Origin of the sequence: Candidatus Weimeria sp. HCP3S3_B5, assembly GCF_052064335.1 — a bacterium.
Classification (GTDB): domain Bacteria; phylum Bacillota; class Clostridia; order Lachnospirales; family Lachnospiraceae; genus Weimeria.
In genome coordinates, this window is record NZ_JBQHVU010000020.1 from 1 (window position 1) to 12833 (window position 12833).

The 12833-nt window shown below is 46.3% G+C and carries 11 protein-coding genes and 1 tRNA gene; 9 read left to right on the forward strand and 3 right to left on the reverse strand.

The window, feature by feature from the left end; genetic code table 11:
* The first annotated feature begins 266 nt into the window (after positions 1 to 266).
* Positions 267 to 1871, forward strand: a complete 1605-nt coding sequence (locus ACTNCK_RS09535) for a CTP synthase (RefSeq protein ID WP_441082316.1) — start codon at positions 267 to 269, stop codon at positions 1869 to 1871.
* 93 nt (positions 1872 to 1964) lie between these two features.
* Here ACTNCK_RS09535 and aroE read toward each other — a convergent pair whose 3' ends face one another.
* Positions 1965 to 2822 (reverse strand): shikimate dehydrogenase, encoded by an 858-nt coding sequence (aroE, locus tag ACTNCK_RS09540; RefSeq protein WP_441082318.1) that lies wholly within the window; start codon positions 2820 to 2822, stop codon positions 1965 to 1967.
* Positions 2823 to 2832: 10 nt separating this feature from the next.
* On the reverse strand, positions 2833 to 3864 hold the full coding sequence (locus ACTNCK_RS09545) for a 3-deoxy-7-phosphoheptulonate synthase (protein WP_441082320.1): 1032 nt from the start codon (positions 3862 to 3864) through the stop codon (positions 2833 to 2835).
* Between the two features lie 89 nt (positions 3865 to 3953).
* Between ACTNCK_RS09545 and aroD the strand changes: the two genes are divergently transcribed.
* The 7 genes from aroD to ACTNCK_RS09580 all read left to right on the forward strand — a co-directional run bounded on the left by aroD (position 3954) and on the right by ACTNCK_RS09580 (position 10737).
* Positions 3954 to 4697, forward strand: a complete 744-nt coding sequence (gene aroD / locus ACTNCK_RS09550; protein WP_441082322.1) for a type I 3-dehydroquinate dehydratase — start codon at positions 3954 to 3956, stop codon at positions 4695 to 4697.
* On the forward strand, positions 4694 to 5197 hold the full coding sequence (locus tag ACTNCK_RS09555; RefSeq protein ID WP_441082324.1) for a shikimate kinase: 504 nt from the start codon (positions 4694 to 4696) through the stop codon (positions 5195 to 5197). Before aroD ends, ACTNCK_RS09555 begins: the two co-directional genes overlap by 4 nt.
* 53 nt (positions 5198 to 5250) lie before the next feature.
* Positions 5251 to 5324, forward strand: a tRNA-Arg gene (locus ACTNCK_RS09560).
* A gap of 375 nt (positions 5325 to 5699) precedes the next feature.
* Complete coding sequence (locus ACTNCK_RS09565) at positions 5700 to 7016, forward strand: SH3 domain-containing protein (RefSeq protein WP_441082326.1); 1317 nt, start codon at positions 5700 to 5702, stop codon at positions 7014 to 7016.
* A complete protein-coding gene (locus tag ACTNCK_RS09570) occupies positions 7016 to 7720 on the forward strand; it encodes a pseudouridine synthase (RefSeq protein ID WP_441082328.1) in 705 nt (234 codons plus the stop codon). The genes ACTNCK_RS09565 and ACTNCK_RS09570 overlap by 1 nt, the downstream gene beginning before the upstream one ends.
* Positions 7717 to 9741: an NAD-dependent DNA ligase LigA gene (gene ligA, locus ACTNCK_RS09575; RefSeq protein WP_441082330.1), complete on the forward strand. Its 2025-nt coding sequence runs from the start codon at positions 7717 to 7719 to the stop codon at positions 9739 to 9741. Before ACTNCK_RS09570 ends, ligA begins: the two co-directional genes overlap by 4 nt.
* Before the next feature lie 66 nt (positions 9742 to 9807).
* A complete protein-coding gene (locus ACTNCK_RS09580; protein ID WP_441082332.1) occupies positions 9808 to 10737 on the forward strand; it encodes a homoserine O-succinyltransferase in 930 nt (309 codons plus the stop codon).
* A gap of 149 nt (positions 10738 to 10886) precedes the next feature.
* Here ACTNCK_RS09580 and ACTNCK_RS09585 read toward each other — a convergent pair whose 3' ends face one another.
* Positions 10887 to 12125, reverse strand: a complete 1239-nt coding sequence (locus ACTNCK_RS09585) for an argininosuccinate synthase (protein WP_441082334.1) — start codon at positions 12123 to 12125, stop codon at positions 10887 to 10889.
* Positions 12126 to 12370: 245 nt separating this feature from the next.
* On the opposite strand from ACTNCK_RS09585, the gene ACTNCK_RS09590 reads away from it, so the two are divergent.
* Positions 12371 to 12817: a GNAT family N-acetyltransferase gene (locus tag ACTNCK_RS09590; RefSeq protein WP_441082336.1), complete on the forward strand. Its 447-nt coding sequence runs from the start codon at positions 12371 to 12373 to the stop codon at positions 12815 to 12817.
* Positions 12818 to 12833: the final 16 nt, after the last annotated feature.

A 12833-nucleotide genomic window follows, 5' to 3' on the forward strand; every position in this document is an offset into this window, starting at 1 on the left:
TGAGGCTGCAATTTGAAGCTAGAGAAGGCTTGTGAGCTGAAGCCAGAGTAGGATGATTATCTGAATCTGAAAGAGGCTTTCGAACTGAAGCCAGAGAAGGATTATTATCTGGATCTGAAAAAGGCTGCGATCTGAGTCGAGAATAGGCTTGTGACTTTGTTAGGTCATGATTTCAGACCTAAGACCTAACCCCTCGTCCCTCGCTCCTCTCACCTCTCACCTCCCATCTCAGACCTATCCCCTCTTCCACCAGAAAGGAAAATAACATGACTAAGAACACAAAGTTTGTTTTCGTGACAGGCGGTGTCGTATCAGGACTTGGAAAAGGAATTACGGCGGCATCTCTTGGTAGACTGTTAAAGACCCGTGGCTATAAGGTCGCTTCAATGAAGCTTGATCCATATATGAATGTTGATCCGGGTACTATGAGTCCGTATCAGCATGGCGAGGTGTTCGTCACGGAGGATGGTGCGGAGACAGACCTTGATCTCGGTCATTACGAGAGGTTCATAGATGAGAATCTGAATAAGTTCTCGAACATGACATCCGGAAAGGTATACTGGAATGTGCTTAACCGAGAGAGATCCGGAGAGTACCTGGGACAGACAGTCCAGGTTATTCCTCATATCACGGATGAGATCAAGCATTTCATCTATCTCGGATCAGAGAGCACGAATGCAGATATCATGATAGTAGAGATCGGTGGAACGACAGGAGATATTGAGTCGCAGCCATTCCTTGAAGCCATAAGACAGGTTTCTCTGGAGAGAGGAGCAGGGAATACCCTCTTCATACATGTGACACTGGTTCCTTTCCTTGCAGGCTCCAATGAGCATAAGAGTAAGCCGACCCAGCATTCTGTAAAGGAGCTCCGCTCACTTGGAATTTCTCCTGATATAATAGTAGCAAGGGCCAATGAGCCGCTCGAGCAGAGCATAAAGGACAAGATAAGCCTCTTCTGTAATGTCAAGAAGGACTGTGTCATAGAGAATACGACAATGGAATCCCTTTATGAGGCGCCTCTGATGCTCCATGACAACGGACTTGATACAGTAGTCTGTCGTGAGTTGAATCTCGGAAACAAGAAGCCTGATCTGACAGAATGGCAGAATCTTGTCAAGAGGATTCATAATCTGAAGAAGAGTGTGAAGGTCGGAATAGTGGGAAAGTACGTAGCTCTGCATGACGCATACCTTTCTGTAAGAGAGGCACTCTATCACGGCGGATATGAAAATGATGCCAATGTAGAGATAGCATGGATCGATTCAGAGAAGATCACAGATGAGAATGTAGCCGATACCCTGAAAGGACTCGATGGAATGGTGGTTCCGGGAGGCTTTGGCGAAAGAGGTATCGAGGGCATGGTTACAGCCTGCAGATATGCCAGAGAAAATGATATCCCTTACCTTGGTATTTGCCTTGGAATGCAGATATCAGTGATAGAGTATGCCCGTGACGTGGTTGGGATTGATGATGCCAACAGCCGTGAATTTGATGAGAATGGAAAGCATCTGGTCATCGATCTTATGGAAGAGCAGATGCGGATAGTTAGAAAGGGCGGCACAATGCGTCTTGGAGCATATCCTTGCAAGATCGTAAAGGGTACCATGCTCGAGAAGGCATATGGACAGCATCAGGTAGATGAGCGTCACAGACACAGATTCGAGTTCAATAATGAATACAAGGAGACGCTTACTAAGGCAGGACTTAAGATCTCCGGAACCTCTCCGGATGGTTCTATAGTTGAGGCTGTTGAGGAGCCTAAGAACCGTTTCCATGTCGGAGTCCAGTTCCATCCTGAGTTCAAGAGCCGTCCTAATAAGGCGCATCCTCTGTTCAGAGAATTTATAACAGCATGCGTAAGTAAATAAAAAGACAGGGATCATGGATTAATGCTAATTCCTGAAGGCATTGAAAGACTTTAATATAGAGCCACCCAATTCTCATATGAGAATTGGGTGGCTCTATTTATCAAAGACAAGTCTCTTTATATCGGAGACCGGCATCCTTTGTCCCGTCCATTCATAGAATGATGATGCTCCCTGAAACAGGAGCATATATCTGCCATTGGCATAGCGGCAGCCCATTTCCCTGGCATAGGAAAGAAGAGTGGTTTCACAGGGATGGTATATGATATCTGATACAAAAAGCGAAGGACGCAGAAGCTCCTTTGGAACAAGACTATTTTTATCATCCTCCATGCCGACGTTTGTGGCATTTGTCAGGATATCTGAGGAAGCGATAGAAGCTCTCATGGCGTCCATATCCTCCATTGGGAAGAGGCGGACATTACAATCTGTTTCTGCTGACAGTCTGTCGACAAAATCCTGTACTGATCCGTATGTCTTGTTTCTGCGCTTTAAGATATCGATCTCCCTTAGTCCGGAAAGGGCGGCGGATACTGCAATGGATGTCGCAGCACCACCGGCGCCGAGAAGAGTCATCTTTTTACCGTGATAATCGAAGCCGGCATCTGAAAGCGAATCCAGATAACCGGTCCCGTCTGTGGTATCACCGATGAGCTCACCGTCATTATTTACCACAGTGTTTACAGAGCCCGACAGACGTGAGGCCTCGGTAATCCTGTCAAGGAAAGGGATGACTGAGCGCTTGAAGGGCATGGTCAGATTGAATCCGCCTGCGTTCATAAGACGAAGCGATGCGACAGCCTCTTCTATCTTGTCAGGCTCAATATCGAAGGCCAGATATACCATATTTATGCCTAGAAGCTCTGCCGCAGTCGTATGCATGATCGGGGAAATGCTGTGTCTGGCCGGATGTCCGAGAAGACAGAATAATCTTGTATGACCATCGATATTCATATCTTTTTCCTCAGGCCTGCTCAGCCATTTCGTAGAGAAGACGCTCAGTATCCTCCCAGCCCAGGCAGGCATCGGTGATCGACTGGCCGTAGGTTGTATGATCGGAGATTTTCTGATTGCCCTCGACCAGATAGCTTTCTATCATCACACCCTTGACAAGGCTGTGTATATCACTTGAGAAATGACGGTTGTGCATTACCTCGTGAACGATCCTTATCTGCTGCTTGAACTGCTTTCCTGAATTGGAATGGTTGGCATCAATGATAGCAGCAGGATTTACTACATCCATGTCGTTATACATGGAAAGAAGTCTGATCAGATCCTCGTAATGATAGTTCTGTGTTGTGTTACCATGCTTGCTTACGGCTCCGCGGAGAATGGTATGAGCCAGAGGATTGCCGCTGGTCTCCACCTCGTAGCCGGCAAAGGTGAAATGATGCGGATGCTGGGCAGCATAGACTGAATTGAGCATTACAGAGAAATCACCGCTTGTAGGATTCTTCATACCGCTTGCGACATCAAATCCGGAAACTGTCAGTCTGTGGTGCTGATCCTCTACTGATCTGGCGCCTATTGCAACATATGAGAGAAGATCATTCACATAGACCCAGTTCTCAGGATAGAGCATTTCGTCTGCTGCGCTCATTCCGAATTCGCTTATGGCTCTGATATGCATATGCCTCATGGCCTTAAGACCGGCGATCATATCTGGTTTCTCCATAGGGTCAGGCTGTGAGGCTATACCCTTGTAGCCCTCTCCTGTAGTACGGGGCTTATTCGTATAGATCCTTGGAACTACGAGTACAGCATCCTTGATCTTGTCAGCTACTCTTGAGAGCCTTTCGATATATTCAAGAACAGCATCCTCATTGTCCGCAGAGCATGGACCGATAATAGCCAGAAATCTGTCATCGGCGCCTGTTATTATATCTGCGATCTCCCTGTCTCTTTTTTTCTTCACCTCTCTGGCCTCCGCTGAGAGAGGAAGCTCCTCCTTTATTTCCTCAGGAGTAGGCATTTTCTTTAAGAAATTAAAACTCATCTGTTATTCCCTTTCCTTGAATTAAGTGCTTTCTTATGATAGAGTATTAAAGGAGTTTTGTCAATCAACCAGGAACCGTGAAAAGCTATATGAAAATAAGAAATCTTGAGATAAATAATGGAGTCCCGACTGTATGTATCCCGCTTACTGATACGGTACAGGAGGAAATGGTGGAGCATGCCGGCCATGTGACCCAGGAGACTGATATCATTGAATGGAGGATCGATCTCTGCACAGGTCTTAAGGACCTTGGGCAGGCACTTTCTGACCTGAGAGGGGCGGCATCCGATACTCCACTTCTTGCGACACTAAGGACTGAGATGGAGGGCGGAGGCTTCAGAGGAAGCTCATCCGAATATCGTGATATTATAATGCAGTGTGCCTCGAGCAGCTGCGTGGATCTTGTCGATGTGGAATACAGAGCACTTCCGGACCTTAAGGCATTTCTTAAAGCCATAAAGGATAATGGAGTGAGATCCGTGGTCTCACATCATGATTTTTCTGAGACGCCGGATGAGAAGGAGATGTATTCGATCCTTGAGGAGATGGCTGATACAGGGGCTGATATAGTAAAGCTTGCTGTAATGCCACGCACCGTTCATGATGTCTTATCCCTTCTGTCGGTCACTTACAGATTCCATGCTCTTCATCCAGATAAGCCTCTTGTCACGATGAGTATGGGACCGCTTGGAGTCTCAAGCAGGGTATGTGGTGGAACATTTGGCTCATGCATCACATTTGGATGCGATGGTAAGGCCAGCGCTCCCGGCCAGCTTGACTATCGTAAGCTTAAGGAAATGATCAGGATCCTTGATGAGGCAGGCAAAAGATGATATATCTTATCGGATTTATGGGATGTGGCAAGACATCCACAGGAATAGAGCTTGCAGGCTTACTTGGCTTTCCATTTCTTGATACCGACCAGCTTATCGTAGACAGGGAGGGCATGTCGATCCCCGATATTTTTGCAAAAGAGGGAGAGAGAGGCTTTCGGGAAATAGAGACTGCCGTGTTCAGGGATCTCTCAGGGGATACAAAGGATGCGGTCGTATCGTGCGGAGGCGGCGCTGTTTTAAGAGATGAGAATGTCATCCTTATGAAAAAGAGCGGAAGGGTGATCCGCCTCAGCGCAGATGCCAGGACAGTATATGACAGGGTGAAGGGGGACAGTAACCGCCCTCTTCTTATGAGCCCCGATCCGCTTTCCCGTATAAGGGAGCTTATGGCAGAGAGGGAGGAGGCCTATAGCAGGGCCTCTGATATCACGGTCGCGACCGATGGCCTGACACCTGCTGAGGTGGCCTCCAGAATACTGGCTGTCTTGACAAAGTAGGACCATACTGATATCATACAAAGGCACGGTTGCCTTTATGGGACACCATGCCTGTAGGCGTAGCGCAGCTGGATAGCGCGTCAGACTCCGACTCTGAAGGCCGTGGGTTCGAATCCCATCGTCTACATTTTTTTACTGCCGCTGATGCGGCAGTTCTTTTTTTTTATACTGGTATCGTGTTATGCCTGACTGATAAGCTGATCCCTATAAACAGAAAAGCCTGGTTGTGCCCTGTGGGAGTATTATGATTCCTGGCCCGGGTCTTTTTTTACTATGTTTTAACCATATGATCACACTTTTATCACAATAGGGCTGTATCATATGAATTGTCAAAGGGACAAACCCTTTGATGGAAATTGTTTTCGTTTTTCATACTCCCCCTCTTTTACAAGGAGCCCCGCGCGGGGCTCTTTTGTTTTATCATAACTGGTGGGAATTGTGCATCTGTTACAAATGTGTTATAATTGTTGACTGTAACTGTGACTTTTGTGAGAGCAAGGTTATGGGAATCATAAAGTATCAGGATTGGAGAAGGATAATGAAATTCCTGGATGAGATAAAGAAGTTTTTTTATAACAAGAGACATATAGAAGCGATAGTGCTGTCAGTTATTCTACTGGTAATCGTATCTGTGGTGCTATCCGAAGGCCCCGGAAGCATAAGTCATTACGGAGGGAGCGCTTCCTCAGGAGATGCAAGCATTTCAGGGGGCTCAGGTAAGACAGAAAAAACAGCCTACAAGAAGGAGAAGAAGGGGTCACAGCTGCATGATCTGCTTGAATCATATTATAAGGACTATGCGGCAGGCGATACGGATGATCTGGCAAAGATCGCCGATCCTATCTCGGATATGGAGAAGAGCTATATCAGGTTCATGAGCTCCATAGTCGATTCCTATGATATAGAACAGATCTATACGAAAAAGGGAGTAAGCGAGACGTCATGGCTTGTCTCGGCCTATGTCAATATGCACTTCAAGGGACTTAAGTCTGCGGCACCGGGACTTGATTTCTTCTATGTGGAGCAGGGAAGTAACGGCGCGCTCAGGATAAATAATCTATACAGCTCATTCAACCAGACCAACCGTGAGAATGTGATGGATCCTAAGGTCGTTTCTGCAATAGCCTCATTTGAGGAGCAGAAGGATGTTGTCGATCTGCAAACCAAGGTGCAGAAGGAGTATAACGAGATCTCACTTTCTGACAAGGACTTTGATGAATTCATGACTAAGACCTACCCTAAGAAGGTGAAGTCATGGCAGGCAAAGTACAGAGTAGTCGCGAAGAAGGCGAAGAAGGCAGAGGAGGCAAAGAAGAAGGCAGAGGAAAAGGCAGCTCGGAAGGAACAGAAGAAGGAAGAGGAAAAGAAGGAAGAGAGCACAGAGAGTAAGAATTCCGGAAAGCCTCTTTACAAGACAAAGACCAAGACCAATCTGAGAAAGCACTCCTCAGTAAATTCAGATATCATAAAGACACTTGCCAAGGGAACTAAGGTCACAAAGATAAAGGACAAGGGCAAGTGGATGAAGGTCAAGTACAATGATAAGACAGGATACATCAGGAAGATGTATCTGAAGAAGGTAAAGTCGTCATCGTCTTCATCTGAGAAATCTGATAAGGCCCAGAAGCCGAAAGAGGGGAAGAAGCTTATCCTTAAGGATACGCTTAATATCAGGAAGAAGCCTGATACGGATGCCAAAAGGATCAATCTCGCCTATGCGGGAGAAAAGGTTCTCGTAATAAAGAACCGTGATGACGGCTGGACCAAGGTTTCGTATCATCATAAGAAGGGATATGTCAAGACGGAGTATCTTAAGTAATGGAAGAGATAAGGATAAATAAATATCTGTCAGAATGCGGCTACTGCTCGAGAAGGGCTGCGGACAAGCTTGTAGAAGAGGGAAGGGTAACGGCTGATTCCAGAACGCTTACTACCGGAGATAAGGTGACAGAGTCAATGGATGTAAGAGTCGATGGAAAATCAGTAAAGCTCGAGACCAGACGGGTCGTCATTGCCTTTAACAAGCCGGCTGGCATAGTATGTACCTCAGATAAGAAGGAGCCGGACAATATCATAGACGCGATCTCATATCCAATCAGGATATATACTGTCGGCAGGCTTGACAAGGAATCCAGAGGACTGATTTTTCTTACAAATGACGGCGATTTCATGAACCAGATGACCGCTGCCAGATATCATCATGATAAGGAATACTATGTTACCGTAGACAAGGAGGTAACAGACGATTTTATAAAGAGGATGGCGGGTGGAGTCTATCTGCCTGAGCTGCGCCAGAGGACCAGGAGATGTCAGGTCAGAAAGATCAGATATGATTCATTTGCAATTACTCTTAATCAGGGCATGAACAGACAGATCAGACGGATGTGCGAGGCCTTAGGTTACAGGGTAAATGACCTGCAGAGGATAAGAATCTCAGGGTTGAATCTTAAGGCTCTTAATCTGCGAGAGGGAGAATACAGAGAGCTTACCGATGAAGAGATGAAAAAACTGGAGATACGATGAATTATCAGGATTATCAGGCGCTTTGTGATAAGATAAGCTATCACATGGATCTTTATTACAATAAGGATCGAAATGAGATAAGCGACTATGAGTATGATCAGCTGATGCAGAGTCTGAAGGAGGCGGAGAAGGAGCACCCTGAATGGATAAGCCCGGATTCTCCGACCCAGAGGATAGGCGGAAGTGTAAAGCGTGAGGCCGGAGTCAGGGTGACTCACAGAGTCCCGATGCTTTCAATAGAGGACGTTTTCGATAAGAATGAGGTAAGGGCATATGTGGCAAGAGTGCTTGCCGCGCATCCTGATGCCTCTTTTTCTGTTGAAAGAAAGATCGATGGACTTTCGATGACACTTCGATATGAGCATAGCGATTCTGACAATATGCTGCATCTGTCTCTGGCCGAGACGAGAGGAGACGGCTTTGTAGGAGAGGATGTGACTCTTAATGCAAGGGTCATACCAGATGTAAAAGAGACAATAGATCTGCCCTTCGAATATCTGGAGCTTCGCGGTGAGGTCTATATGAGCCATCAGGATTTCTTCAGATACAATGACGAGATGGAGGAGCAGGGGAAAAAGCCGGCTGCAAATCCGAGAAATCTGGCAGCAGGCACATTGAGACAGCTTGATCCGGAGGTCACAAGATCCCGTGGACTTAGGATGTTTATCTTTAATGTACAGGATGGACCGGCTGATTTCATGAAAAGCCATACACAAGCTCTTGCAGAGCTATCCAGGAAAGGGGTCCCGGTCGTTTATCATAAAAAGTGCGATAACGCCGACCAGGTGATAGCTGTGATCGATGAGATAGGATCCATGCGTGACGGACTGGCCTTTGATATAGATGGCGCAGTCGTAAAGATCGACCAGGTGGCATACAGAGGAGATTTCCCGGAGGGAGCCAAGTACAGCGCAGGTCATATAGCCTTTAAGTATCCTCCTGAGGAAAAGAGAGTCAGGATGGACCAGATAGAGGAGACGGTCGGCCGGACCGGAAAGATAGGCTTTATTGGACATATTTCCGATGAACAGACTAATAGGCCTGTAAGGCTGAACGGGACCAATGTGTCAAGAGTCACACTCCATAATCAGGACTATATAAACGAGAAAAGGATAGGAATAGGTGGTATCTATCTGCTGAAGAAGTCCGGAGACATAATACCAAAGATAAGCGGTACCGTGAAGGAGCCTGAACGGATCTATCATGTCGGAGATACATGCCCGGTATGCGGACATAAGCTTATAAAGGAAGCGGACACAGCAGATTATTACTGTATAAACCCTTCATGCCCATCCCAGCTTCTAAGGACCTTAAGCTATTTTACAAGCCGCGGATGTATGGATATAGCCGGACTTGGCGAGAAGCAGATAAAAAACCTTATAGATGCCGGATACCTGAAGGATTTTACCGATATTTACAGACTTAAGGACAGCCGCGATAAGCTTATAGCGGATGGTATAATAGGCAGGGAAAAAAATACTGACAAGATCCTTGCTGCAATAGAGGAATCAAAGACAAGAGGACCAGTAAGACTCTTAAGCGCTCTTGGCATAAGAAATGTAGGCGGCAGGACTGCCGCGGCTCTTATAGGTCATTTTCATTCGATAAGTGCTCTTTCAGAGGCCGGGAAGGATGAGCTTACTGAAATAACCGATGTAGGCCCTGTTATAGCAGATGACATAGTCAGCTTTTTTGCTCAGGATGATTCTAAAAAGCTTATAGCAGAGCTTAGGGATATGGGGCTCGTGATGGAGGAGAAGCCTGAGGAGAAGGGGACTGCGCTTTTGGGACTTACGATCGTTGTCACAGGGACTCTCCCTGGACTTGGCAGGGCAGAGGTAAAGGAGCTTATAGAAAAGAATGGCGGCAAATGCACAGGCTCTGTTAGCAGAAAAACAGACTATCTGGTGGCCGGAGAGGCAGCAGGCAGTAAGCTTGATAAGGCAAGGGAGCTTGGTATCCCTGTGATCACAGAGCAGGACCTTATCGGTATGATAGGGGATCCTACACATCAGGCTTAATGAATATTGCATTGTCATGGCTTAAGTGTAATGATAGTAGGAAAAGATGAGAGAAAGGAGCAGATTATGCCGATCAGAACTCAGGCTGATATGCCGGTCAATGAGATACTTGAACAGGAGAATATCTTTCTTATGGACGAGAACCGGGCAATGCACCAGGACATCCGCCCGATCGAGATAGGTATCCTTAATCTGATGCCTCTCAAGGAGGAAACCGAGCTTGCTCTTCTGCGTTCTCTTTCAAATACACCGCTGCAGATAGATGTGACCTTTGTCTGTACCAAATCACATCTGGCAACTCATACATCAAGGAGCCATCTGAATAAGTTCTATGAGACATATGATGATATAAAGGATCGCCAGATGGACGGCTTTATAGTCACAGGTGCGCCTGTCGAGCTTATGCCATTTGAGGAGGTCGATTACTGGGAGGAATTCACCCGGATACTGGACTGGGCCAGACAGAATGTGACCAGTACCATGTTTCTCTGCTGGGGCGCTCAGGCAGCAATGTATTATTATTACGGGATCGACAAGATCACGCTTCCGAAAAAGCTTTTCGGCGTCTATCCTCACAGGGTTTCCCACAGGAAGGTGCCGCTGGTAAGAGGCTTTGATGATATATTCTGGGCTCCTCATTCCAGAAATACAGAGGTGGATGATGAGGCGGTAAGAAAGGATGACAGGTTCATAATCCTTGCCGAATCCAATGAGGCCGGAATCTTTCTGGCTACGACCTGTGATGGAAGTGAGATCTACTGTATGGGACATCCTGAGTATGACAGGATGACTCTTGACAAGGAGTACAGAAGGGATCTGGCAAAGGGAATTCCTATTGATATGCCGGTGAACTATTATCCTGGTAATGATATGAATAAGAAGCCGCTCCTGCAGTGGAGAGGACATGCCAATACCCTTTATACCAACTGGCTCAACTATTATGTATATCAGAATACACCATATGAGATGAACAGAATCAAAAAAGAACTGATCTGACTGCTATAGTTTCCTGTCCTATAGATACTAATCAGATATGTCAGGTCAGCATAAATGCGGCGATAGAAAAACGGTACACCACGAGGATGTACCGTTTTTTTATTGCTTTTATGGGCAGGACCAAGGGATCCGGATGCCCTTGTCATGGATCACTGGTTATTGGACTTCTCGTTTTCCTTGACCTCACGCATCTTCATAGCTCTTACCTTCATAGGCAGACCGAACAGGGTGATGAAGCCCTGTGCGTCATGGTGGTCGTAGAGATCACCGGTTGTGAAGCTTGCCAGAGACTCATTATAGAGTGAGTAAGGTGATGTGGTGCCTGCCTTTATGATATTTCCCTTGTAGAGCTCGAAACGGACCTCTCCGGTAACCGGCTTCTGAACGGTCTTTGTAAACGCGATAAGACCCTCCATAGTAGGAGTATACCATTTGCCTTCGTATACCAGCTGAGCCATACGGTTTGCAACGTCCTTCTTGAAGTCCATTGTGTCACGGTCGAGAGTCAGCTCCTCCAGCTGCTTGTGAGCCTCACAGAGGATAGTTCCGCCCGGAGTCTCATAGACGCCGCGGCTCTTCATACCTACGACACGGTTTTCTACAATATCAATGATGCCGATTCCGTGCTTTCCGCCGAGACGGTTGAGCTCTCTTATGATATCAGCAACCTTCATCTTCTTTCCGTTGATCGATGTAGGAACGCCCTCCTCAAAGGTCATCGTAACGAACTCGCCCTGATCAGGAGCTTTCTGCGGGGTACTTGACAGAACGAGAAGATGGTCGTAATCAGGCTCGTTTGAAGGATCCTCTAGCTCGAGTCCCTCATGGCTTATATGCCAGAGATTCCTGTCACGGGAGTAGGACTGGTCTACTGAGAAAGGAAGGTTGATACCGTGAGCCTTTGCGTAGTCTATCTCGTCCTGTCTTGACTGAAGAGTCCATTTGTCATCACGCCATGGGGCAATGATCTTTATATCAGGTGCTAAAGCCTTGATAGAAAGCTCGAATCTGATCTGGTCATTACCCTTTCCTGTTGCTCCGTGACAGATAGCCACAGCGTTTTCCTTACGTGCGACCTCGACAAGCTTCTTTGCTATGCCAGGACGAGCCATAGAGGTGCCGAGCAGATACTTGTCCTCATATACAGCATCAGCCATCACGCATGGCATGATATAATTCTCTGCGAAGTCATCTGTGATATCCTCGATATAGAGCTTGCTGGCTCCTGAGAGCCTTGCCCTCTCCTCGAGACCATCAAGCTCCTCTTCCTGTCCGCAGTCAACGCAGCAGCAGATCACATCATATCCATAATTCTCCTTGAGCCACGGAATGATAGCCGTGGTGTCCAGTCCGCCGGAGTAAGCGAGTACAACCTTTTCTTTTGCCATTTCTGATCCTTTCATCAAGAATATATTTTTTAACATCTATATGTTACTACAAGTTTCTTTATGATTCAAGTGGAAATTTATACAAATGGCATGAATAAATATACGGATGCATTCATCAAAATCCAAAAAGAACTTTCCTAATACCACTTGAAAATTATAAGACAAAGATGTATTATTATTCAGTCACGAAAAAGGTACTTCATTTATGCCATGGTTGTGCTATCATAGTATTCGGAGTTTTTATTATGAATTATAGAGAAATGACAATTGATGATTTTGAAAAGGTGCATGCTCTGTGGATGTCGATACACGGGTTTGGCATAAGGAGTATAGATGACTCCAGAGAGGGAGTGGAGGCCTTTCTGAACAGGAATCCAGGATTCTCGGTAGTCGCAGAGGAAGGCGGACAGATAGTCGGAAGCATTCTCTGTGGCCATGACGGAAGGACAGCATGCTTCTATCATGTCTGTGTCCGTGAGGACAAGAGACGACAGGGTATAGGCAAGGATATGACGGTCTGGTGCATGAGAAAACTGAACCAGGCTCATGTAAATAAGATATCACTGGTTGCCTTCAAGGATAATTCGATCGGCAACAGCTTCTGGCAGCAGGAGGGATGGAAGGAGAGGGAGGATTATAATGTGTATGATTTTTATCTGAATGAGAAGAATATAACGGAGTTTAACAGGTGAAAACAAGGAGGCAATT